General features: G+C 68.4%; 24 protein-coding genes and 3 tRNA genes. 10 read left to right on the top strand and 17 right to left on the bottom strand.

What is annotated here, in order from left to right; translation table 11 throughout:
* Positions 1-243: 243 nt before the first annotated feature.
* From ABZ842_RS02820 to ABZ842_RS02765, 12 genes are all read right to left on the bottom strand, one after another.
* Entirely contained in the window at positions 244-1,074 is an 831-nt protein-coding gene (locus ABZ842_RS02820) for a bifunctional DNA primase/polymerase (RefSeq protein WP_361530502.1), read from the bottom strand.
* Positions 1,071-1,946 carry a hypothetical protein gene (locus ABZ842_RS02815; protein WP_361530499.1) on the bottom strand — a complete coding sequence of 292 codons (876 nt, stop codon included), beginning with the start codon at positions 1,944-1,946 and terminating at the stop codon, positions 1,071-1,073. Before ABZ842_RS02815 ends, ABZ842_RS02820 begins: the two co-directional genes overlap by 4 nt.
* A 79-nt stretch (positions 1,947-2,025) precedes the next feature.
* Positions 2,026-2,445, bottom strand: a complete 420-nt coding sequence (locus ABZ842_RS02810) for a hypothetical protein (RefSeq protein WP_361530496.1) — start codon at positions 2,443-2,445, stop codon at positions 2,026-2,028.
* A gap of 21 nt (positions 2,446-2,466) precedes the next feature.
* The gene (locus ABZ842_RS02805; protein WP_361530493.1) at positions 2,467-2,733 is read right to left on the bottom strand and encodes a hypothetical protein; all 267 of its coding nucleotides are present in this window, start codon (positions 2,731-2,733) and stop codon (positions 2,467-2,469) included.
* Between the two features lie 36 nt (positions 2,734-2,769).
* Positions 2,770-3,075: a hypothetical protein gene (locus ABZ842_RS02800; protein ID WP_361530490.1), complete on the bottom strand. Its 306-nt coding sequence runs from the start codon at positions 3,073-3,075 to the stop codon at positions 2,770-2,772.
* Positions 3,076-3,310: 235 nt separating this feature from the next.
* Positions 3,311-5,497, bottom strand: coding sequence for a hypothetical protein (locus ABZ842_RS02795; protein ID WP_361530487.1), 2,187 nt, complete (start codon positions 5,495-5,497; stop codon positions 3,311-3,313).
* A 2-nt stretch (positions 5,498-5,499) separates the two neighbouring features.
* Positions 5,500-6,372, bottom strand: a complete 873-nt coding sequence (locus ABZ842_RS02790; RefSeq protein WP_361530484.1) for a hypothetical protein — start codon at positions 6,370-6,372, stop codon at positions 5,500-5,502.
* Positions 6,373-7,132: 760 nt separating this feature from the next.
* On the bottom strand, positions 7,133-7,375 hold the full coding sequence (locus tag ABZ842_RS02785; RefSeq protein ID WP_361530481.1) for a hypothetical protein: 243 nt from the start codon (positions 7,373-7,375) through the stop codon (positions 7,133-7,135).
* Between the two features lie 205 nt (positions 7,376-7,580).
* Positions 7,581-8,636 carry a hypothetical protein gene (locus tag ABZ842_RS02780; RefSeq protein WP_361530478.1) on the bottom strand — a complete coding sequence of 352 codons (1,056 nt, stop codon included), beginning with the start codon at positions 8,634-8,636 and terminating at the stop codon, positions 7,581-7,583.
* Between the two features lie 24 nt (positions 8,637-8,660).
* The gene (locus tag ABZ842_RS02775; RefSeq protein ID WP_361530475.1) at positions 8,661-9,038 is read right to left on the bottom strand and encodes an RRQRL motif-containing zinc-binding protein; all 378 of its coding nucleotides are present in this window, start codon (positions 9,036-9,038) and stop codon (positions 8,661-8,663) included.
* The gene (locus tag ABZ842_RS02770; protein WP_361530472.1) at positions 9,038-9,367 is read right to left on the bottom strand and encodes a hypothetical protein; all 330 of its coding nucleotides are present in this window, start codon (positions 9,365-9,367) and stop codon (positions 9,038-9,040) included. The genes ABZ842_RS02775 and ABZ842_RS02770 overlap by 1 nt, the downstream gene beginning before the upstream one ends.
* Positions 9,364-9,639, bottom strand: a complete 276-nt coding sequence (locus ABZ842_RS02765; protein ID WP_361530469.1) for a DUF6284 family protein — start codon at positions 9,637-9,639, stop codon at positions 9,364-9,366. Before ABZ842_RS02765 ends, ABZ842_RS02770 begins: the two co-directional genes overlap by 4 nt.
* A 727-nt stretch (positions 9,640-10,366) precedes the next feature.
* Between ABZ842_RS02765 and ABZ842_RS02760 the strand changes: the two genes are divergently transcribed.
* Complete coding sequence (locus ABZ842_RS02760; RefSeq protein WP_361530466.1) at positions 10,367-11,494, top strand: hypothetical protein; 1,128 nt, start codon at positions 10,367-10,369, stop codon at positions 11,492-11,494.
* 1 nt (position 11,495) lies between these two features.
* Here ABZ842_RS02760 and ABZ842_RS02755 read toward each other — a convergent pair whose 3' ends face one another.
* Positions 11,496-12,509 carry a GntR family transcriptional regulator gene (locus ABZ842_RS02755; protein ID WP_361530463.1) on the bottom strand — a complete coding sequence of 338 codons (1,014 nt, stop codon included), beginning with the start codon at positions 12,507-12,509 and terminating at the stop codon, positions 11,496-11,498.
* 240 nt (positions 12,510-12,749) lie between these two features.
* Positions 12,750-15,017 carry a hypothetical protein gene (locus tag ABZ842_RS02750; RefSeq protein WP_361530460.1) on the bottom strand — a complete coding sequence of 756 codons (2,268 nt, stop codon included), beginning with the start codon at positions 15,015-15,017 and terminating at the stop codon, positions 12,750-12,752.
* A 606-nt stretch (positions 15,018-15,623) separates the two neighbouring features.
* On the opposite strand from ABZ842_RS02750, the gene ABZ842_RS02745 reads away from it, so the two are divergent.
* Positions 15,624-15,726: transfer RNA gene (locus ABZ842_RS02745), tRNA-Tyr, on the top strand.
* A gap of 113 nt (positions 15,727-15,839) precedes the next feature.
* Here the strand turns inward: ABZ842_RS02745 and ABZ842_RS02740 are convergent.
* From ABZ842_RS02740 to ABZ842_RS02730, 3 genes are all read right to left on the bottom strand, one after another.
* Complete coding sequence (locus ABZ842_RS02740) at positions 15,840-16,415, bottom strand: GyrI-like domain-containing protein (protein WP_361530457.1); 576 nt, start codon at positions 16,413-16,415, stop codon at positions 15,840-15,842.
* Between the two features lie 45 nt (positions 16,416-16,460).
* Entirely contained in the window at positions 16,461-17,117 is a 657-nt protein-coding gene (locus ABZ842_RS02735; protein ID WP_361530454.1) for an SDR family oxidoreductase, read from the bottom strand.
* A 74-nt stretch (positions 17,118-17,191) separates the two neighbouring features.
* The gene (locus ABZ842_RS02730) at positions 17,192-18,412 is read right to left on the bottom strand and encodes an amidohydrolase family protein (RefSeq protein ID WP_361530451.1); all 1,221 of its coding nucleotides are present in this window, start codon (positions 18,410-18,412) and stop codon (positions 17,192-17,194) included.
* Between the two features lie 217 nt (positions 18,413-18,629).
* On the opposite strand from ABZ842_RS02730, the gene ABZ842_RS02725 reads away from it, so the two are divergent.
* From ABZ842_RS02725 to ABZ842_RS02690, 8 genes are all read left to right on the top strand, one after another.
* Positions 18,630-18,899, top strand: coding sequence for a hypothetical protein (locus tag ABZ842_RS02725; protein ID WP_361530448.1), 270 nt, complete (start codon positions 18,630-18,632; stop codon positions 18,897-18,899).
* A 14-nt stretch (positions 18,900-18,913) separates the two neighbouring features.
* Positions 18,914-18,986, top strand: a tRNA-Thr gene (locus ABZ842_RS02720).
* Positions 18,987-19,032: 46 nt separating this feature from the next.
* A tRNA-Met gene (locus ABZ842_RS02715) sits at positions 19,033-19,105 on the top strand.
* Positions 19,106-19,199: 94 nt separating this feature from the next.
* Positions 19,200-19,364: a 50S ribosomal protein L33 gene (rpmG, locus tag ABZ842_RS02710; protein WP_006347275.1), complete on the top strand. Its 165-nt coding sequence runs from the start codon at positions 19,200-19,202 to the stop codon at positions 19,362-19,364.
* A gap of 150 nt (positions 19,365-19,514) precedes the next feature.
* Positions 19,515-19,967, top strand: a complete 453-nt coding sequence (locus ABZ842_RS02705) for a MaoC family dehydratase N-terminal domain-containing protein (RefSeq protein ID WP_361530444.1) — start codon at positions 19,515-19,517, stop codon at positions 19,965-19,967.
* Positions 19,967-20,395 carry a MaoC family dehydratase gene (locus ABZ842_RS02700; protein ID WP_361530441.1) on the top strand — a complete coding sequence of 143 codons (429 nt, stop codon included), beginning with the start codon at positions 19,967-19,969 and terminating at the stop codon, positions 20,393-20,395. Before ABZ842_RS02705 ends, ABZ842_RS02700 begins: the two co-directional genes overlap by 1 nt.
* A 181-nt stretch (positions 20,396-20,576) precedes the next feature.
* On the top strand, positions 20,577-21,137 hold the full coding sequence (locus ABZ842_RS02695) for a TetR/AcrR family transcriptional regulator (protein WP_361530438.1): 561 nt from the start codon (positions 20,577-20,579) through the stop codon (positions 21,135-21,137).
* A gap of 254 nt (positions 21,138-21,391) precedes the next feature.
* Positions 21,392-22,834 (top strand): MFS transporter, encoded by a 1,443-nt coding sequence (locus ABZ842_RS02690; protein ID WP_361530960.1) that lies wholly within the window; start codon positions 21,392-21,394, stop codon positions 22,832-22,834.
* Positions 22,835-22,862: the final 28 nt, after the last annotated feature.

Raw genomic sequence — 22,862 nt, 5'->3', positions numbered from 1 at the left:
AGGAACACCAAGAGCGAGCGGTGGGGGTGGTGCCGCGGCCGGGGGCGACGATGTGGAGCCCGCCGACGATCGTGCGTCCGTCGCTGGCCGGGTGCCTGCCAGAGCGACAAGCGGAGGGGACGCCCTTCGGGCGACGACCCTCGGGCGCGCTACGGCCGTCCAGGGGGCCGGTCGGTTCGGCGGGGATCGGTTGATTTGGGGTGGAAGTGGCGCTTTTACCCGCCGCGCGGGCCTGGGAGGTGGTCATGCCGTCTTCCGGGGCCAGGCAGTGCGGATGGAGTAGTTGAGTGCCTTGCGGATGGTCGCGCGGGACTCGCCCGGAGAGAGTCCGACCGACTCAGCGGCGCGGGTAAAAGCCTCTTCCACGGTGGTGCGGTCAAGGTCTCCCCAGGCCACGAACCGGCCTACCGCGCGTACGGCTCGAAGCAGAGCGGTCTGACGCTCGCCCTGGGAGCTCCCGGTTACGCTCGCTGCTTCGCGGTCGAGGACGGCCATGGCGTATCGGCTGGCGTTGCGGGTGGCGGTGGGGCGGACTGGTACCCGTACGGGCGCTGCTTGGTCTACGAGCACACGGACGGCATCCGGCAGCGCGGTCATGTGGCCCGTACCGGGTCCCAGCCAGCGGGCGTACTGCATCAGGGACTTGACGTCCACGCCCGCCCGAACGGCGTTCGCGGAGCGCATGGTGCCCTGGTAGATCCAGTGTTCACCGCGGGTGGTGGCCACGGTGCGCGTCGCGGGCAGCGCGGCCCGGGCCCATTCGATCGCGGCCACGTTGTCGAGGTCGACGACGGTCAGCCCGGCGCCGCCGGGGTGGTAGGCCACGACGTCGGCGTGGTGCCAGTCGGCCGCCCACTGTGGCGAGGCAAGAACGCGCGGGTCGGTGGTGGCGGCGGCCCAGGCGTGGCAGGGCAGCGGGCAGCGGCACGGGCCGGGGGTCCGCATGTGCGGGCGTCCGCCGCACGCGGTGTCCCGGCACGCAGAGCAGTTCGCGGGGGGCCGCTTCGCCCGCAGGGGGAGCACGGGCACCCCACGGTGAGCCAGGCCGAGGGCCGTGTTCAGGAGGGTGTTCATGCGGCGGCCTCCGGTCCAGTGCCGGGGTCCTGGGGTGGGAGGCTGTTGATGACGCGGTTGCGCCACATCAGGGCGTAGTCGATGCAGTTGGCGCAGTTCTTGTGGGTGTGGTCGGGGAGTGGGGGGCGGTGGCGGGCGTGGGTGCTCCAGGCTGCGGAGTCGGCGGAGGCCAGCAGGTGGCCGACGCGGGACAGGCCCAGGGTCTTGAAGCCGAAGCCGTGCAGGCGGAAGCCGTGGGCGGCCATGGCGGTGACGATCGCTGCACCTTCGCGGGTGGACTGCAACCGGCACACCGACCCCAGCCCCACCACCGGCTCACGCCGCAGATCGACGCCGGCGTTCTCGAACAGTTCCACGCACCGCTCGTACTCCGGGATGCTGCGCCCCTGGAGCACCGGGGCGATCCGTAGTTCGGGGGCGAGGGAGCGCAGTTCGAGGAAGTTGGCGACCGTACGGCGCTGGTGCTCGGCAACGGACAGGTGGGTGCCGACGAAGTGCTGTCCGTTGAAGGTGCCGCCGTGGATGATGGCCTCTTCGCACATCCAGTCTTGTTGTGCGGCCCAGTCGTAGGGGCCGACGTGTTCCCAGATGCGGCGCAGGTCCTGCACATACTGGCGGGGCGGGCGGGTCCAGGCGCCTTTGTCCTTCAGTTCCATGAAGCCGCCGGAGTCGACCGCATAGCGGCCAATGGCCCGAAGGGGCTTGACGGATGCCGCCAGGTGCTCGGACTTCAGGAACAGGTCAACGGGTGTTTCCCGCAGCCAGTGCTTTTTGTGGGTGGTGAGGTAGAACCGCATCCCCGGGCTATCGGTGGCCGGGAGCTCCCGGCTCGGGGGCATGGCCCCTCGCGCGAGCGGGGTGGGTTGCGTCATCCTGGGACCTCCACTGTTCATGGGTGGTGGATGAGGGCGGCCCGGTCTTTGGCGAGAATGGGGCCGCCCTCGGTTTTGGCTACTGGAGGGTGTTGGGGCGCTCGTACCGGCCGTGGAGGGTGTGGTCTAGGACAGCGAACGAGGGGTCCCACACCCAGCCGTGGTGTTGGTTGCCGTACTCGATGAGGGCGTCGCACAGGTAGTACTCGGCCTCCGCGGCGCGCATCGGGTCGGGCTCATGGGCGACTTTGGCGAAGGTCCAGATGCCGAAGTACTGGCGCGCTGCGGGAGTAGCGTCCAGCAGGGCCTGAAGGCGGCGGTCCGCTGCGGCGACGTCGGCCGCGAAAGCACCCGGCGGGACGGTGCCGACGTCGCAGGCGTACATGATCGTCTGGAGGCGGTAGGGCGTCTGCTGCGCCAGATTGGCGCGCATGTCCAGCGGAAGGGTCTGCCACTCCGGCAGCGGGCACCCGTCCTCGCGAGGGTAGAGCGATGTCATGGTGCTCCTCGATGTGCGTTGTCAGGTGAAGTGGACGGTCATGGCGTCGTGGCCCATGCGTTTGCCGGCGGTGGCGTGGGCGTCCTCGTGGGTGGTGTCGCGGCGCTGGTCGCAGACGAGGAGCCCGGTGGGGGTGAGGGTCCAGCCGCTGTGTTCGTCGCCGGAGTTGGTGACGTACTGGACGGCTTCGGCGGGGGTGTCGAGGTGCGGGGTGTAGTCCTCGCCGTGCTGGGAGGTGCCGCACAGGTCGCAGACGGCGACGTAGCAGGTGACAAGCCGGGTGGCCATCGTTGACTCCCTTGGGTCAGTGGCGGGTGTGGCCTTTCACTTCGCGCGGGCGAGTTTGAGGGTGATGCCGCCTATGCCGATCGGGCCGGCGGCGCCGGCGATGACGGTGGCGGTGTGAGCGGCAATGTCGAGCAGCCAGGCCAGGACGGCGACCAGGCCCCAGACGCCGAGGACGGCGGCGCCGGCGATCGCGAAGGGGACCGCGAGGCGCCGCCAGGGGATGCCGGCGCGCTCGGGCTGGTGGACGACGATGACGACCGGTTGTCCGGTGGCCTGCGCGCGCTGCCACTCCTGGGCGGGAATGTGCGGGGCGAGGTGTCCGGGCGGTTCGCGGTGCTCCATGGCGTGCTCCCTTCCGGCGGGTCGTGGACGTGGAAGAGCCCACCCAGACGGTGGCCCGGGCGGGCTCCTGCTGATCACGCTGTGTGGTTGCACTGGGGTGTGGCTAGTGGGTACTGAGTATTGGGGTCCCCAGTAGAAACCCGATATCAGAGCTACTGGGGCGCCTACTGGGGTGGCCTAGTGGGTAGTGGGGCGTACCTCACTACCCACTACCCGGTAGCTGTGTGTGACGGGTTCAGGTGTGGTCGGGGTGGATGTAGACCGAGTGCGGTCCGTTGTCCCGGTAGACCAACTCCCCGCGGTCGACCGCCTGCTGAAGCCCGGCGCGTACCGTCTTGCGGTCCTTGCCGACGAGGTCGGCGACGGCTGACGGTTTCATGCCGGAGGGGCCCGCGGCGGCGATGGCGGTGATGGCGTCCGGTAGCCAGTCCGGCCCACCCGGACCACCGGATACCGGACCCTGCCCCGCGCCCGACTCGGGGTCGGGTGCGGGCGTGGTGGTGTCGCGGAGGGCGGAGAGGTTCAGGCCGGGGTGTTCCCGTCGGGGCCGTTCCGGTTCGGGAGGGGTGGGTTCGGGGGTGGTGGCGAAGCGTTCGTCGATCTCTCGCCGGAACGCGTCGGCGAGCCGGTCGGCCTCTGCCGTCCCCGGCCCGTGCTGCGGTTGGTCGGCCGGTTGGGTGCGGAGGGCGGACAGGTTCAGCCCGCCCCGACCGTCCCCACCCCCGTCCACGTCGCTGGTGGGCGATTGAGAGGTGAGGCGGGTGTGCATCCAGGCGATGCGGTCGGGGTCCCAGCGGCGGGCGTAGGCGTCACCGGCGGCCTTGACGGACACCTCGTCGAGGACGGGGTGGCGCTGTGAGGTGGCGGCCACGATCTCCCGGATCTGGGAAGGCAGGATCCGCCAGGACTTGAACAAGCCCGCCGGGGACTCCGGTGTACCCATGAACCCGGACCCCTTGTACGGGGCCTGGTCGACTTTGAGGCCGCGGGTGCCGGGGAAGAGCTTGCTCAGGTCCATGCCTTCCTTCTCGCCCCCGGTTAGGGCGACCCGGACCTTTGCCTCACGGCGGATCATGAGGTTTCCCAGCACTGCGCCGGTGGAGCCGAGCGCGGTCAAAACGGTGCGGATGCCCATGGCCCGCAGCATCCGGATGACTTCCAGGATCTTGTTCGCCAGCGCCTTCAGCACCCTGTCCGTGCTGGTCAGGATCTCTGCGCCCTCGTCGATGACGAGCATGATCTGAGGGATCGTGGGGCCGATCGGGAGCAGGTCGGTGTCCTCGCGGGCCATCAACGCTTGGTAGGCGATCTTGCGTTGCTTCCCGATCCGTAGGACCGCGTCCAGCATCAGGTTCGCTTCCTCGACCGTGCCCGCCAACCAGTCGATCCCGGGCCTCATCGGCCGTTCGCCCGTTGCGGGCTGGTGGTTGAGGGCGGGAAGGACCCAGGACAGACCGGCCGAGCCGGCGTTCAGGTCGATGACGAACGTCAGCACGTCGGTGGCGCGGGCGAAGCCGGCGAGGATGACGTGGACCATGTTCGTCTTGCCCGACCCGGTGGGGCCGACCACCAGAGCGCACTGCTCGCGCAGGTAGGTCTGGATTTGCTCGGCGTTCGAGCGGTAGCCCCAGGGGATCCCGGTGTGGAGGGAGAGCGGCCCGTAGTCCGTCGGGTACGGGGTCTCGGTTTCCAGGACGTTGACGGTGGCGACGTCGATCAGGGTGCGGCCCTGGTGGATTCCGGGCCCGGCGGTGGCGCTGCACCCGTGCGGCAGGTGGGCGTCCGCGGCCAGGCCCGCGGTCCGGGCGGCGATCTGGTCGTACGTCGTCCCGCCGGGGAGTTCGGCGTCCAGGGTGTATCCGGTGCCGGTGGGCCAGTGCTCCACGGCGAGGATGCGCACGGTGATCCCGCACACGCGGTGGATGCGGTCGACCCACTCTTCGGCGATCACCCGCCGCTCCGCCGACAACTCGGCAGCGACGGCTCTGGCTTCGGCGGTGAGCGCTTCCTGCTCGCGGGCCTCTTCGTAGAGGTTGGTGGAGCGGGTGGTGGTGGCCATCGCGACGCCGAGCGCGGCCAGGGAACCAAGCGCTTCCCAGGTGAGCGGTCCGTGAGTGATGGACCAGGTGGTCCAGCCGGCCCCGATCAGCCAGGAGGAGGCGCGGGCGGCGATGGTGCGCCCGGCGTTGCGCAGCCGGATCCCGGCGATGGTGTGGCCGACGGCTCCGGCCGCGCCGACCGCCATGGCCCAGCCGGGCGGCATGCCGGCCGCGGCGCCGGTGGTGGCCACGGCGAACGCCCCGGTCGTGGCGGACAGGGCGCCGGTCACGGGTCCGTGACCGGCAGCCCAGTCCCACGCGGGACCACCCGAACCAGACGACTCCCTCTTCTTACTCGTGGTCTTGGTCTTGGTGGTGGTCATGGTTAGACGTTCCAGCCCTTCTCGGCCGCGGTGCCGTTGCGGGGGTCCTCGTGCCGGGCGATGTCCTGGGCGTGGACGTTGCGGAAGAGCGGGACGAGGGTTTCGGCGTCGTCGACGGCGTTCAGCAGGGTGCGGTGGATGTCATCGAAGCCGGCGGCCACGTCCTTCTCGAACGCGAACTCCTGGTCGGAGCGTTCGGCCAGGACGCGGAAGGTGTTGGCGATGGACAGCAGCGCGGTGGGCAGGTTGTCGATCATCGCCAGGACTTCCATGTTCCCGTCGGGCTCGTACCGCCGGGCGGCGCTCTCCATCTCAGCCGCCGCTTCCTCGAACTTGAAACCAGACACCTCGATGCCCTCCAAAACAGCCGTTACGGCAGCGGGAATGAGAGAAGTGGGACGCTCCACACGGTCACCGATCACCTCGGACGAACCGTCCGCTACGGCCTCCTCAGCCTGCCGAAGCTGGCGAATCTCCGCGTCACGCGCGGCGCGCTGCTCGCGGGCAGCGCCGACGAGGCGCCGGTAGAGGCGTCGTCCGGGGTGCACTAGCCAGGGGATGCCGAGCTTGCGCCCGATCGGGGTGGTCACACAGCCGAGCAGCCCCACCGCGCCGCCGACGAACGCGGCGAGAAGCCGGCGGCCCTGGAACCGGGCCGCGGACCGCATCAACCCCCAGCGGGCCCTGCGGCGAGCCGGCGCCTTACGAACCTGCCCGCGCTTCGCGTCGACCTGCGCCGCGGTGGACCGGTCTCGGCCGGTACGGGCCTTGTTGATCAGGGCACGGGTACCGGAAGCAGCCTTACCTGCCGCCCAGCCGCCCGCCCGCCGCAGCCCAGCAGACGAACCCGCCCGCGTCTTGCTGGCGCGGTTCATGGCACGGGTGTCACGGCGGGCATCCCTGCGCGCGTCCGCGACTGCTCGCCGGGCGCCGGTGGTCTGCTGCCGCGCAGCCGAACGAGTCGGCGCCTGCGCCTTGCTCTCCTGCCGCAGGGCCCGAACCTGCCTCATCCGGCCTGCGTCCGTGACGCGGCTCGTCGAGGGCGTCACGCCTCGCCATGACGCGTGACGCGCACCGTCACGGCCACCGTGACGCCCTGCTCCAGGACCACGACGGGAAGCGAACTTGCCCAAGCCGGCGGAAGGCTTGCTGCCGCTCCGGCTGCGTCCGCCGGCGCCTGCTGACGAGCTTCGGTTGCTGCGGGACGGGGAAGGCGTCGGGGTGCGGCGCTTCCGGTCACGCTCGGTGGACTTGCGACGGGCCCGCAGAGCAGCCGCGGTGCCGAGCACTGCGGCGGCGCCGCCGGCGGTGGCGAGTGCGATGGGAGCTCCGCCCACCAGAGCGGCAGCGCTCACCGCGCCGACCATGCCGTTCGCGCCGGACAGGGTGAGAGGCAGTACCGGGATCCCACCCGGTGTGTGCGCCAACCCGGGCGCCGCCGGAGCGGGCGGGGGCGCCTGCTCCGGGGGCGGGGACGGGGTTGGCGGTGGAGCGGGGGCAGCCACGTGGGCTACCGGTTCCGTCCTGGTATCCGTCATGCTGAACGCAACTCCTTCATGGAGGAGGCAGGGCCCGGACGCGATGCTTTCGACGGCTACGTGCGTCCGGGTACCTGCAATAGAGAAAAGACGCTGGTCAGAGCTGATTAGGCTCCAGCAGAAAGAACCCGACGGTGGCGCCGCGCAGCTTGGGGTCCTTCTCGGTGACGGTCCGGTAGATGAGCTGGTAGGCGTCCTGGCGGCTGCTACCGGGCGGGGGCGTGAAGGTGCCCTCCTGCGTCATGGAGAACAGCCCCGGCTTCTCCAGCGTGAGGACGAAGTGGTGGGTGCCCACGCGCGGCTGAGCCGTGCCGCTCGCGCAGGCGGTCTGGGTGGTCATGGTCGAACCTCCTGAATGGTGACGGGGAACCGTGCGGTACGGCTGTGAGGAAGCTCGTCGGGTCTGCGCACCGGGTCTGCGGGAGTGCCGCTCGCCGGGGCTCACCGGGTCTGCTTCACTGGTGCGGTCGACTGCTCCGGCAGTCGCAACGACGGCCAGCCCAATTCGAGTGGGCTGGCCGTCATTGGTGGTGCCGGAGGGCTGGTCAGGTGCCGGATTCCTCGTGGGACATCAGAGAGCCCCACGCCTGGCGCACCCGCTTCTCGCCGCCGACGAACCCGCCCTCACGGAAGGCGGCTACGGCCTGGCGGTAGGACAGCGGCGGGTCGTCGCTGTAGCGCAGGTGCCGCAGGACGACGACCAGTTGGTCATCGCTCAGCGGCTCGCCCTGCACGGGCGTAGGCACCCCGGACACGGCAGCGACTTCCTCCACCGTCACGGGGACCGTGACGGGCGGCGTCACCGGTGTGACGGGGAGCGGCGGAACGGGCTCCAGGTTGAGCGTGACCTGCGTGTCTTCCTCCGTCACGGCAGGCGGGACAGCCTCCTCGCCCGGGTCCTCGATGGCCGGGTGTGACGGGGCGGGCGTGACGCTGGTGACGGTCGGCGTGACGGGCAGCGCGAACATGCCCGCGAGCGCTCCGTCCGCGCCGGCGGTCATCCGTTCGCGCTGCACGTCCACCAGGTTCGACCCGAGCAGGGCATCCCCTGTGCCGACCTTCTCAGCGAGCTTCCACGACGCCAGCTCGGACTTGCTGCGGGCCTTGTCGTCCGGGTGGTTCGCGGCGCGGGCACGGTGGTAGGCGAGCTGCCGAATGACGGCCGCGTTGCGGCGCTGCGCTTCAGCGTCCACCCCCGTGCGGTACACGACGATGCGGCGGGCCAACAGGCCCATGCCCTCAGCCGATACGCACATGGCCATGGGGGTGACGGCGAACACGACCGCTTCCATGAAGGTCGCGGCGACGGCCGCGCCGGTCAGGGAGGCGACCGCGGGCAGCGTCCACAAGCCCACCCGCACAGCCGCCGGCGCCGACTGCCCCAGCATCGTCAGCCCCACCAACACCAGGGCCAACACCAGAGTCGCACCCTCACCGGCCGCGACCACGCCCAGGGCGGTGGCCGAGCGGTGGAAGACGGATGCGATGTTGCTGTAGGTGCCCCAGGCGCCCAGCAAGCCAAAGGCGACCATGGGCACCGCGGCTGCACCCAGTACGTACACCTGGCCCTTGCTCAGGGCCCGTTCCGGAATCGGATTCATCAAGGGTTCCTCCCTTCACAGGATTCAGGGAACGCGCTGGTCGTCGGGGTACGCGCACAACACGCCCACGCCGAGCGAGCGCGGAATGCAGTAGTCGTAGGCGATACGGCACTGCGGGCAGGTGCGGCGGGCAAGCATCGCCAGCGCGAGCGCACCCCACTTCCGCGACGTCATCGGCCGGACCGGCTTCGCGTGGTCGATCCGGTAGAGGTACGCGACCAGCGGCGGACGCCGAAACCGCGGCAACATCGTCTGCGCCACGACCGGCTGACCCCCGGGCCGTAACCCCTGGGTCCGGAGCTGACGACGCGTCGCCAACCCATCGGGGGCGCAGCGCCAGGGGTAGGTAGGGATGCCGTAGCGGGCGCCGGACGGGTCGATGCACTTCCCCCACGCCGCCATCAGGCCGACTCCCCGACCGGAACCAGAGCGGGCACATCGGCATAGGCGACCAGCCGAAGCGTCGCACCCAGGTACTCAACCGACGCTTTCAATACCCGCGTCCGCCCCGCGCCCTGTATGCCGTGCGTCACCGCGTCCGGCGCGATGCTCAACGCCTCGCGCCACGCCTCGAAACCGGGCAGATCGTCGTGGAACGCCAACTCCAGGTGCTCAGGCCGGATGGTGCTCACCATCACGGCCGGCGCCGCCAGGTGCCCGAAGTCCAGAGCCAGCGAGCGCAACGCCCGCAGCGACACCGCCAAATCGTCCAGAACGAGAGCGCCGCTCACGCCGCATCCCCCGCCAACTCTGCGCTTGCGGAGCGATTGGCCAGGTCTCGACGCGCGGCCAGCACCCGACGCTGCGCGCGGCGCCGGCGCTGCTCGTCCAGGGCGGTCGGCGTCCGGTCCAGGGTGACAATCTGGGTGTCGAGCTCGTCGACCTCAGCCAGGATCAGCGGGAGCTCCCGCTCGATCGCGTCCAACTCCGCGTCCGTCGGCTCCGGCCACGGTGCGACGGCAATAACCGCCTCAGCGATCGTCAGATCAGGGACAATGCCCATGGGTCGTGTGCTCCTCTCAGGGGGTGGAACGGCCCAACCTGCGGCCCCGGGAGGCACCCCGGGGCCGCGTGCCGTTGGTGGTGAGAAAGAAGGCCCTCATCAAACGGGCAGGGCACCAATGCGATCGGTGCCCTGCCCGCATGACGAGTGACGGGAAAGCCCGTCAGTCGTCCCGCGGTTCCGTACGCGCCTTGCTCCCTCTCTTGTGGTCGGCGCGCGGTCACCGCGGTCACTCAGTCGTCACTCGCTGAGTGGATCTCCCATCCCTTCCGGGTGTCATGGACCGGGTGCAGCCCAATCACCGGGGTCCCCGTGATCCGGTCCCTGGGTCTACGCCCGAGGGTCAGACCAGCGGCTTAGCCGATGACACCGATCGATCCGTGAAGACGCCGGACTTTTACGTCTCCCCTGCCGCTCGGGCCGCATGTAAGCGGGCCCAGCGGGCGCTTTCCTTCGAGCCGTCTCACGGGCTCTCCGGCTTTTGCAGGGCGGCACAGGGCCACCCGAGGCACCTTCTGTATCTAGGCGTCTACATACAGAATGGGCCTGTGGGGGTCGCCCGTCAAGTCCTCTCGGAGTGTTGGGTGTTGGCGTCCCCGCCGATGCTTTGAGGTTGCCCGCTCTGACCTGCGAGAACAACGGAGCAGAGGCGGACAGTAGGGGACTGTCCCCCCGTCCGATCTGGCGTCAGAATGGGTGCGATCTCATGGACTTGATGGGGGTGACCATGACCGCTCTGGCAGAAGCCTTCGCCGCGAAGGGGTGGAAGAAGGCTCGGCTCATCCACGAGTTGAGGCGGGCGGCTGACGCGCGCGGCATCTACGTCACGGCGTCGAACGAGAGTCTTGACCGTATGGTCCGTGAGTGGCACGCGGGGCGCCGGCCGCTCGTGGGGGAGTACCTGACACTCTTCTGCGACGTCTACCAGTGCAGTCCTGCCGAGTTGGGGTGCCTCCCCGACGATGAGCCGCCGGAGGAGGAGCAGGAGGAGGCGCTGGCCCTCACGCGGGAGCTCTTCGCCGCCAACACGGCGGATTTGGAGCTCGTTCAGCTCTTCGTGTCCCAGACTGAGAACCTACGTCAAATGGACCGCAGGCTTGGGGCGAAAGCTCTTTTACCTCAGTCTCAGGCGCACATCGACCAGATGGAGAACCTTCTTCGCCATGGAGTTTCGCCGGGAACTCGGCAGCCCATTGCCGGAGCGCTTACGGAAGCGGCGGCGCTCGGAGGGTGGCAGGCGCTCGACCTGGGGCATTATCGGGAAGCTTGGCGCCTGCATGAGGTGGCGAAGGGTGCGGCCCGGGAAGCGGAGAATCCCGCTCTGCTCGCTCATTCCACCGCCCAGCAGGCGTACGTACTCTTGGATCTGGATCAGCCCGCACATGCATTGGAGTTGATGCAGAGTGCTCACGCCGCGGCAGGACAGCGGCTCCCCGCTCTTATGCGCACGTGGTTGCATGCTGCCGAAGCGGAGGCGCAGGCGGCAGTAGGGAATGGAACGGCGTGTTTGAAAGCGCTCGACGCTGCGGACTCTGTTCTGCCTGGCGATCCGAGCGATCCTGAATTGCCGTTCCTCTTTTTGGCGGGGCCCCATCTTGCCCGGTGGCGTGGAAACTGCCTGGCTCGACTCGGTCTCAGCGAGGCCATTGACGACTTGACGCGTGCGCTGGAGACGATGGAGCCCGGCTTCAGTCGGGCGGAAGCGGGACTCCGGTGCGACCTTGCAACGGCCCTGACGATGCGAGGTGAGTCAGACGCAGCGAGGCAGCAGGCTAAGCAGGCCGAACGCTTGGCGGCGCTCACGGGGTCTGCCCGTCAGCGCCGCCGGATCGCCCGCCTCGTCAGGGCCGAGTGAACTACCTGCTCGCCCGCTCCGACAGCAGATGGAGCAGGGCGACTAGGGCGCCAGAGTTGGCAATGAGGCCATCTGAGATGAGCTTGGGGATTTCATCCAGCGGGATCCACTCGGCGCGCTGACCCTCGTTCACCTCGGTTGGGGGTGCGACGTATTCGACGCCCCGAGCTACGTATACATAGTGAGGGCTCGAAACCGTCCCGATCATCGGTTCGAACGTCACGACGTGCTCAAGTTCACCAAGAGGGCGATAGCCGGTCTCCTCCAGGATTTCCCGTGCGGCAGTCTCTTTGGGATCCTCTCCAGGGTCGACCACGCCGCCAGGGAGCTCCCAGTTCCAGCGATCGGATACGAAACGATGCCGCCATTTCATGTAGACGCGGTCCACGTCGACCATTGCGGCCATGGCGGCAGGAGGTAGGTAGACCTTGTGATGATCGAACCTCTCCCCATCGGGGGTCTGAATGTCGGCCCTGTTGACCGTTACCCAGTAGTTTTCATAGATCGGCTCTTCGCCGTGCACAATCCAGGCCGATGACCGATCGCCATCATCCCCGTAGTTCGTTGGCGTGGCGACTACTCGGCCACGCCCTTCTCTGCGGGTAAAGCCCTGGCGTTCCAATTCGGACACTGCGTTGCGTACGGTCGTCCGTGACACCTGGAATTCCGTCGAAAGTGCCGCTTCCGACGGCAGCGGGTCGCCAGGCTTGAGCGCCCCTCTCCGGATCCGGGAACGGAGCTCCTCCGCAAGATGCGCATGCTTCGTGGCCGGGCTCGTGCCGCCTTCTGGTTCGCGCACGAACCAGCCGCGGCCCTGCACCGGTGCCACGAGCTCCCGTGCCGCCAAGTGCTCAACGGCCTTCCGGGCCGTCGCCCTCGTGACGGAGAACTGTACTGCGAGCTTCGCTTCCGACGGCAGCGAGTCCCCGGGCCTCAGCTCGCCCCCCTCGATCTGGGTCAGCAGCGTGTCCGCGATCTGTCGATACCCGATGCGCTTGCTGGGTGAGTCGCCCACCTGGCTCCTTCCGTGTCCGTCGGCCGTTCCATCGCAAGCGTAGGCAATACAAGATAATGCAAGAAACAACGGAGACGCGCTTTCGCTTGGTTGTCACCCCTCGCTCTGGACGACCTGTGGCCGAGGAGCCTCACAGCCTCACTGACCGCTTCCCCGGCAGGTCAGAGGGGCGCTGGGTCAGAAGTCTGAGGCAGGGACGGCCTCACATGCAAGAGGGCGCCCCCCTAATGCGCCGCGGTACTACTCTCCTCCTTCCGCAACCTTGAAATCGTGCACTCGTCTCGAATATAGAGCGGAAAGCCCTTCCGGACCTTCCTCAGAGAGGAAGGTCACCAATTCTTCCGCTCCGGGGAGCGGGAGGATGGGGCCCGTTTCTGCTAGCCGGACTGCCATGGCGTTGAATGCTTCGATGCAATCGTTCTTTTTTAGGTATCGAAGAGCTACTACTGAAGCGTGGGAAAGGACCGGGTCGAACTCGCGGGAGATTTTATCCCCCATTTCGAGTGCGGATTCTGTGTAACCCAAGTTTCGGAGTGTGTCCAGTATTTCAAGCGGAGCGTAAGAGTTACCTAGGTTCAGATCTCCGATGCACTGCCGGACTCGCGACAGTACGCGAACAGCAAGGTCGCCCTCATACGCTGCGAACAAGTTGCCGATGTAGGGACGGATGGTTAGTACGTTGGTTATGTCAACTGAGTCTGATACTTCGTGAAGTCTTCTTCGTATCAAACCTGCAAGTTCAGACGTGGCATCTATCCGTGCTAGAAGAGCGGCTAGATGTAGGGGTGGCATGGCTGTGTGGTGAAAGTATGCTAGTGCGATTTCTCTGCTAGCTTTCTCTGCCGTCTCGATTCGTGAGTCCCAAAGTATTTCGATTAGGCTGGCTGTTGACCAGAAATCGCTCATATCGATGAGACTCGCTGAATCCCGGATCAAGCGGGCATAGTTTTCAGCTGCTCCGGCTTCACCGGCGTTTTCAAGTTCTTCGAATATGATCCCGGCATCGAATGCCGAAGGGCCGACCGTCAGTGATTCCTGCGACGAAGTCATTCGGTGGACGAGTCTACTCCGCTCTTCGGGCTGATTGTGTAGCTCGCAGAGAAGCCACGCAATGGTGCTTGCATCACACAAATCTACAGCGTCGATATAGTCCCGCAAGGTGGTGCGGGTTGATTCCTTGTCTACCGTCGGATTGGCGAGGAGGGCACCCAGCGCTTCGGGATCCCCAATGGATGCAAGTGGGGACCAGAGCCTTGCCGCTACCTCAAACATCCCGCGCTCATCAGCTGCCCTGGCGAACGAGGGTGCAACCACTGGGTCGTCGAAAGTCTCAAGCGCGGCATCCCAAAAAAGCCCAGGTACCGGCCGCTGAGAGCGCTCAATTTGGGCGTGCTGGATTAGATAATCGGCGAGCTTGTATCGGGAGCAGGTGGTCGTACGTGATCGAACTTTGGAGATTGGGCGTGCCGCACCGCGCAATTCTTTCGAAGCGAATAGGATTGCTTCGTCGAACCAACCCTCGGAACACTCACCCCATTCTTCGTCTGTCAGGTATGCGGGGGCGCTGCGACGAAGAAAAGCCTCGGTTACCGCATCCGGTCGCCCGATGGTAAATGCGTCCATCGCTGCAGAGAGGATTGCATGTGTGCCGGGATTCACGTCGCGACAGTCTCGGAAAAAGTCAAGCAATGCCGGTCCGGCGGCGATGTATTGGGTGATCCTCGAATGGTTTGCCTTGAGGGCAGCGCGGATGCGGATATCTGCCTTTGCGGCTTGATTTAGCGCTTCAGTGGGAAATGTTGGGGTCACCTCAATGCGAACCGCCATGCTATTAAGTAGAGTTCTGACATGAGGAGAAGGGTGACTTGGGTTCGTTAGTTGCTGCCAATAGCGCGGCCACATCGTGGCAAGCACCTTTACCTGAGTGGTGTTCCTATCGAGGAAATCCTTGAGTATTGCTGCCGCCCGTTCACCGCCGTCAGCGAGTAGGTAGTCTTGAAGTTCGTTAAGCCAGATTACCGTCCTGGGATGCAAAGAGTCTGAGGTGAGTGCTCGTGTTAGTGCAGTCGGTTTACTGGGAGAGATTGGATGGAAGAGGCGCCATCCCTTCAGGTGTTGAGCAGCTTCGTAGGCTGCTCGTGTCTTTCCAGTAGAGGATCCTCCTACGAGGACCATAAATTGTGGACCGTCGGAGAGAAGGGTTGTCCTCAGTTCGGCATCGTGCGATCGTTCAATGTATGCAGGGACGCCACTTGGAGCACCCGTCATGCGGATTGGGCGATGAACTTCCAAATGGATTGGATTGGTGTAGCTGCCGACCGATTTCCCCAGCCACTGCCTATCGTCTCGGCTGTTTGTTTTCTGGGATCGGTTCTCTCGAAATGCCGCCCGTCGCAACTCCTCGAATCGAATTACCTCGCGACCTACGGATCGGTTGGTTGTTGAGGTCAGCGCTGTCACGACTGCGGCGAGGTCGACCTTCCTAGCTGGCACGGCCTTGGCGTTCATCCAGTCGCTGATCGACGTTGGACTGGCCGATGCCGCACTCAGGCCTTCCGATGCGCGGCGGGCGAGCGCGCGGAGCGTAGGGCTCCCAGCTTCCTCATACAGCGACCGTAGGGCTCCAGCTAGGTGCTGCTGAGCGTCGGCAGGCACGGGCAGTGGTCTCCTCTGGGTTCATGTTCGGCGGTGTCCGGACCTTGTTCGCCACCGTATGCCCCGAACAGGCTCGTGAGCTGGGCTTTCTAGGAATTGAGACAGGGAAGGACTCGCCGTGCGTGGCCGCAGTCTGACGGACTGGGTGACGTCAGCGAATGCGTACCGGCCGGCGGGAGTCACACGGTGAGTTTCATCAGTGAGATGCAGCGGTTCTTGGATCAGATAGAAGGGGCTCTGGTGACGGCACTTCTGCTTCAGATCAGCCGACTGCTGGTTCTCTTGGGGGCTTTCTGCGTTGCGTCGCGTCGCGCTCCAGAGAGACAGCAGAGCGGACTGTTTGTCGCCTTGGTGCGTGCCGTGACAGGTGCAGGCCTCATGGGGAGGAGCCAGCGGAGCAGCGGCAGAAGGGAGTGATGCTGGACGAGGTGTGGACGAGATGCCGTATGGCTGCACGTCGACGGCGTACCCGTGCAGCTCAGCACACCTGTCGTGCTGCATCGGCCAGGAGACTGTAAATCCGTCGGCTTAGCCTACCCAGGTTCGAATCCTGGCGCCGCCACGCTCAAAGAACGGCCCCTGATCTGCGAAAACGCAGTCAGGGGCCGTTCTGGTGTGCAAGTGGCGCAGGGCCCGTGACGGGCGTACGTCACGGGCCCGCCGGGTGCGGATCGTTCAGCCCGTGTCCGCGAGGCGGAAGGAGAGTTCGATCTCCCACTTGTCCATGTCGGGCTCGACCGCCGGGTCGGTCAGATAGGACTCCAGACGGCAGCCCCATCGCTCCGCGCCGCCCTCCAATGGGGTCATGTCCCAGGTCAGACCCTCCTCGTCCGCCCAGGCGCGCAAGGCGGTGATGACGGCGAAGAGCTGGTCGGGATGGCCGGTGTGGCGGACCGTTGCGTAGTGGCCGGCCGGGAGCGCGCCCGTTTGGATGTCGCCCTCCGTGGCGGGCGGTGCGACGACGACGGGCACACCCGCCTCCACGTCCGACTCGCCCGCCATGTCGACGGTGTTGAAACGGAAGAAGGGCGCCCCGGCGAACTCCGCGCCCTGTGCGGAGAGCCAGCCGATCAGCTCGCCCAGGCGGTCGGCGATCACGGCGAAGTTGTCCATGCGGACCGAGCCGCGGATGAAGGCGTACGGCTGCTCGGGCTGGACGCTGAGCGTCGGCCGTAGGACCCACCCTGCGTCACGGGCCCCTGACGCGCCGTTCGTTCCGGAGTCGGTGTCGTTCCTGCTGTCGTCACTCATGCTGCTGGGACCTCCTCGGGCTGGCGAACTCATCGCCCCGGTCGTTCAGTTCCCCGCGACGTCCCGCACCGCGACCACCACCGGCACCGAGCCGCCGATCAGTTCGAGGGTCAGGCCGGCCGTCGCCGGGGTGTCGAGGAGTTCGGCGATGACCGCCGCCACGTCGTCCCGCGGCACCATCCCGCGGCCCGTCGACGCCTGGAGGTCCACCAGGCCCGTCCCGGCGTCGTTCGTCAGCGAGCCGGGGCGCAGGATCGTCCAGTCCAGGCCGGACCTGGCCCGTACGTCGTCGTCCGCGGCGCCCTTCGCCCGCAGGTACACGGCGAACTGGTCGTCGCCCTCGTGACCGGAGTCCGCCCCCATCGAGGAGACGACGACGAAGCGACGTACGCCCGCCCGCTCGGCCGCGTCGGCGAAGAGCACCGCGGCGCCCCGGTCGACCGTGTCCTTCCGGGGGATGCCGCTGCCCGGTCCGGCGCCCGCGGCGAACACGGCGGCGTCGGCGCCCCGCAGCACGTCGGCGACCTCCTCGACCGCCGCCGACTCCAGGTCCAGTACGACCGGCTCCGCGCCGGCCTCCCGCAGGTCGTCCGACTGCCCGGACGAGCGGATGATCCCCGCCACCTCGTGCCCGCCGGCCGAGAGCAGCCGCTCCAGCCGCAGGGCGATCTGACCGTGTCCTCCAGCGATCACAATGCGCATGGGACCGACCGTACGCCCCGAGCCCGGCGCGCGCGATCGTCAGCGGGCCGCTACGGAGCCCGATCCGGCCACGCTCAGGGGCGGATCTGACGCGGCAGCTCCAGCGCCACTGCCACCGCCGAGTCGCAGTACTCCCGCACCGCGCTGGTGCGGGCCACCACGCGCCCCCGGTGGATGACGATCCTGCTGTACGCGAGTGACAGCACGCCCGAGATCCGCTCGCCGCGCATCGCCAGCAACTCCGCGGGGAACCCGGCCTCCACCCGTACCTCCGGCAGTCCCATCGCCGCCCGGGCCGACGCCGCCACCGCCGCGTACGCCTCCTCCGCGGCCAGCCCGTCGCGCGACGCCAGCAGGTATGCCGCCTCCAGCGGATCTCCTCGGCCGACCGGGTTCGACACGTCCCGGAGCGCGCCGCTGCCTGCGGCGACCCGCACCCCCGCGGCGCGCAGCAGGCGCACCGGCGCCGAGCCGCGCTGCTCCAGCGCGCCGCAGCCGCCCTGCGGCAGGCAGACCACGGTGACGCCGGCCGCCGCGAGTTGGTCGGCGGCGCGGGCGGCGATCTCGTGCGGCAGCCGCGCGAGCCCCGCGCACGGCCCGATCGCCACGCCCGGCCGCACCGCGCCGGCCATGGCGGCGAGCCGGGCGAGCCGGGCCGGGTCGTCACCGTGGGTGTGCAGGTCGACGGGGCAGCCGTGTTCGGCCGCGACCTCCAACAGGGCCTCCACGTACCCGGTCGGGTCGGGGTCGGCGTCCGGGCAGCCGCCGACCACCGCGGCGCCCATCTTCAGCGCGTCCCGCAGCATCGCGAGCCCTTCCGCGCCGGCGACGCCGGTCAGCAGCCGGGGCACCGCGACCGCCGTCAGATCGGTCAGCCCGCGCAGCGAGCGGCGCGCCTGGAGCACCGCTTCCAGCGGGCCGAGGCCCTGCACGTCCCCGATGCGCACGTGCGAGCGCAGCGCCGTCGCGCCGTGGCCGAGTTGCAGCAGCGCGGCCTCGGTGGCGCGCCGCTGGACGTCGTCGGGCTGGTACGAGACGGGGCCCGGGCCGTCCGCGGTGAGGGCGGTGTCGCCGTGGCCGTGCGGCTCGGCGGGCGCAGGCAGCAGCAGGTAGCCGGTCAGGTCGACCCGGGAGCAGCGCGGGGTGAGGCTGCCGGCGGTGCCGACGGCCTCGATGCGCCCGCAGCTCAGCCGTACGTCGACGGTGCGGCCGTCCGCCAGCCGGGCGCCGCTCAGCAGCAGCGCGGTGGAGTCGGACGCGGGGCCGTCGGAGGGCTGCGGCTGGCTGTCGGGCATCGCGCTCCTGTGGATCGAGCCCCGGCGGTCTCGGCGGGCTGGCGGCGTGGGGAGGGGGAAGGGGGAAGGTCACGCAGCGTGAGACGAGCCTAGGGGTGGCCGGGGCCGGCTTCGAGGAGGAGCGGAATAGTCGTACCGGCGCGCCCACCTGGGGTTTGCCGGAAGAGGCGCCGGAGTACGAGCCGGAGCACGGCCCTGGGCGCGACGGGCGGGGGCCGTGCTCCGGCGGGGCAGCGGAGGTGCACGGGGCCTGCGCGACGAGCGGGAAGCTGACCTGCGCGAGGGCCTGCACGAGGGCCTGCGCGAGGGCCTGCGCGAGGGCCTGCGCGAGGGCCTGCGCAAGGGTCGGAAGAGGGCCCTGAGGCGGGCGGGGCGAGGACGGGACGGAGGACGGGAGCGCGACCGGAGCACGACCGGAGGACAGCCGGAGGACGACCCGGACGAGGAGCGCGAAACGGATTTGGGCGAACGGCCGGAGACCGTGTAATGTCTTCATCGCTCGCCCCAATAGCTCAGTCGGTAGAGCGTCTCCATGGTAAGGAGAAGGTCTACGGTTCGATTCCGTATTGGGGCTCTGATGTCGAGGACCCCCGCTTTCGAGCGGGGGGATCCGATATCGCAGCGGTGTAGCTCAGTCGGTAGAGCAAGCGGCTCATAATCGCTGTGTCACCGGTTCAAGTCCGGTCACCGCTACACACAGTAGCCGATTGTGGGGTCGGTCCTCCGATCGGCTACTCTTTTATGCGTTTGTCGTAACCCGTCCATTTGTCCGTCAAGGAGCACTCACGTGGCTGCCACCGACGTCCGCCCGAAGATCACGCTGGCCTGCGTGGAGTGCAAGGAGCGGAACTACATCACCAAGAAGAACCGGCGCAACAACCCGGACCGTCTTGAGATGAAGAAGCACTGCCCCCGCTGCAAGGCGCACACCGCGCACCGCGAGACCCGCTGACACAGGCTCGCACGCACAGGCACGACCGAGGCCGTTCCCGCCATGGGGACGGCCTTCGGTCATTTGATCACCCGATCGTGAGTGAACGGCCGCGGTCTTGCGCGTCCTCGCGATCACCCAGTCAGATCATTGTGAGGAGTGAGCCACCGCATGGCCCTCGATCAGTCCTTCGTGGGGCGGAGTTATCCGCCCACCTCGCCCTATGAGGTCGGCCGGGAAAAGATCCGCGAATTCGTCGAGGCGATCGGGGACGCCCACCCGGCGTACACCGACGCGGAGGCCGCGAAGGCGCTGGGGTACCAGGACGTGATCGCCCCGCCGACCTTCGTGTTCTCGATCACCTACCGGGCGGCCGGCGTCGTGGTGCAGGACCCGCAGCTCGGGCTGGACTACAGCCGGGTGGTGCACGGCGCGCAGCGCTTCGCGTACACCAGGCCCGTGCGCGCCGGGGACCGGCTCACCGTCGTCTCCACGATCGAGGGCGTGAAGTCCATGGCGGGCAACGACGTCCTGGACATCCGGGGCGAGGTGCACGACGAGTCCGGTGAACACGTGGTGACCGCGTGGACCAAGCTGGTGGCGCGCGCCGCCGAGGAGGCGTGATGGCGGCGAAGGTGTCCTACGCGGACGTCGAGGTCGGCACCGAGGTGCCGGCGCAGAGCTTCCCCGTGACGCGGGCGACGCTGGTCCGGTACGCGGGCGCGTCCGGCGACTTCAACCCGATCCACTGGAACGAGAAGTTCGCCGTCGAGGTCGGGCTGCCCAACGTGATCGCGCACGGCATGTTCACCATGGCGGAGGCGGCCCGGGTGGTCACGGACTGGGTCGGGGACCCGGGGGCGCTCGTCGACTACTCGGTGCGCTTCACCAAGCCCGTGATCGTGCCCAACGACGACGAGGGCGCGCTGATCGAGGTCAGCGGGAAGGTCGCGGCGCTGCTGGACGACAACGCGGTGCGCGTCGACCTGACCGCCGTCAGCGACGGGCAGAAGGTGCTGGGGATGGCCCGCGCGGTCGTCCGACTGGCCTGATCCGACCGGCCTGATCCGACTGGCCTGAGCAGCGGTCGTACGGCGCGGCTCCGGCGCGCCGGGAAAGGGGGCCCTCCCGAGGGGGGTCCCCTTTCGCGTGGAGACGGCCGACGGCCGGCCCATGAGGGCGCGGCACCAGCCGCCTTGACAAGATAGTGATTGGTCACTAACTTTCTTGCCCATGGTCAGGATGAGTGCGGAAGAGCGGCGCGAGAGCGTCGTTCGGGCGGCGATCTCCGAGTTCGCCGTCGGTGGGTACAACGGCACGTCGACGGAGGCGATCGCCCGGCGCGTCGGGGTCTCCCAGCCGTATCTCTTCCGACTCTTCAAGAGCAAGCGGGAGTTGTTCCTCGCTGCAGCCAGGCGCTGCATGGAGGACATGGCACGAGTGTTCTCCGGCGCCCTGGAGGCGTCGCCCGACGGCGACCCCGAGACCGTGATGGCCACCGAGTACTTCCGGCTGATCGGCGACCGGGAGAAGCTCCTGATGCAGATGCAGGTCTACGTGGCCGTGGCGACGGCCGAGGCCGCGGGCGACACCGAGTTCGGTGACGCGGTGCGGCGCGCCTGGCTGGAGATCTGGGACCTGGCGGGCGACGCCCTCGGGGGCGACGCCGAGCACCTCGGCCGGTTCATGAGCTACGGGATGCTGATCAACGTGCTGGTGTCCATGGGCTTCCCCGACGACCACCGGGTGTGGCGCGACTACTTCGCGGTCAGGCCCGGCGGCGCCGTCGAGTAGGGCGATTTACGTGCGCTCTCCGCCCCGGCCGGGGCGGAGTGTCGCACGCCCAAGAAAGTTAGTGACTGATTACTAATCATCTGTGGACTGAGAGCACCACAGAGAAAGTTGGGGGAGGCACCGTGAAAGACAGCGTGAAGGGCACTGCGGAGAACACCGTGAAGGACACGGTGAACGACACGGCACGACGGACCGAGCACAACGGCACGGACAACAGGACCGGGCGGGACGGTCGGGGCGGCGTCGGGTGGACGCTGCTCATCACCTGCGTCGCCGGATTCATGGCGTCACTCGACAACCTCGTCGTCACCACCGCCCTGCCCGCCATCCGCGACGACCTCGGCGGCGGCCTCGCCGACCTCGAATGGACCGTCAGCGCCTACACCCTCACCTTCGCGGTCCTGCTGCTGTTCGGCGCGGCCCTCGGCGACCGCTTCGGACGGCGCCGGCTCTTCTCCGTCGGCCTCGGCATCTTCACCGTCGCGTCGGCCGCAGCGGCGCTCGCCCCCGGCATCGACTCCCTCATCGCCGCCCGGGCGCTCCAGGGCGTCGGCGGCGCCGTCATGATGCCGCTCACCATGACCCTGCTCACCACGGCAGTGCCCGCCGCCCGCAGGGGCGCCGTGCTCGGCGTCTTCGGCGCCGCCAACGGACTCGCCGTCGCCAGCGGCCCGCTCGTCGGCGGCGTGCTCACCGAACACCTGTCCTGGCAGTGGATCTTCTGGCTGAACGTGCCCGTCGGGCTGGTCCTGTTGCCCCTCGCCGCCTGGCGCCTGAACGAGTCGTACGCCCCCGACGCCCGGATCGACGTCCCCGGCACCCTCCTCGCCAGCGGCGGCCTCTTCGGCATCGTCTACGCACTGATCAACGGGCACGTCGACGGTTGGACGAGCCCCCGGGTGCTCGGCGGGCTGATCGGCGGCGCGTTCCTGCTGGCCGCCTTCGTCCGCCACGGCATCGTCAGCGCCCGCCCCATGCTCCCCATGCGCCTCTTCCGCGACCGCGCGTTCACCGGGATCAACATCGCCGGCGTGCTGATGTTCCTCGGCATGTTCGGCTCGATCTTCCTGCTCAGCCAGTTCTTCCAGAACGTGGCCGGCTACTCGCCCACCGAGGCGGGGCTGCGGATGCTGCCGTGGACCGCGATGCCGCTGCTCGTCGCGCCCGTCGCCGGAGTGCTCTCCGACCGGATCGGCGGCCGGCCCGTCGTCGTCACCGGGCTCGCCCTCCAGGCGCTCGGCCTCGCCCTCTTCGCGCTCGCGCTCGCCCCGGACGTCTCGTACCCGGCGCTGCTGCCGGCGCTCCTCGTCGGCGGCGTGGGCATGGCGCTCTTCTTCGCCCCGGCGATGAGCGTGGTGATGTCCAGCGTGCGACCGGGGGAGGAGGGCATGGCGTCCGGCGCGAACAACGCCCTGCGGGAAGTCGGCGGGGCGCTCGGGATCGCCGTCCTCGGCGCCGTCTTCGCCGCGCAGGGCGGGTACGCCTCCCCGCAGGCGTTCGTCGACGGGATCGTGCCGGCGCTGTGGATCGGCGCGGCGGCGGTCGGGCTCGCGGCCCTCGCCGGGCTGCTGATCCCCGGGAGGCGACGGACGGACCGCGGGACGCGGCGGACGGACGGTGCGGACCGTACGGAGCCGTCGGCCGACTGGGAGCCGCAAGGGCAGGAGGACGAGCGGCAGCCCGTCGGCATGGCCTGAACCTGCGCGGGGAGGGGGCCGTCGTTTC

Source organism: Streptomyces sp. NPDC047315 (assembly GCF_040643215.1).
Lineage (GTDB): Bacteria > Actinomycetota > Actinomycetes > Streptomycetales > Streptomycetaceae > Streptomyces.
This window is presented reverse-complemented; position numbering and strand designations above follow the sequence as displayed.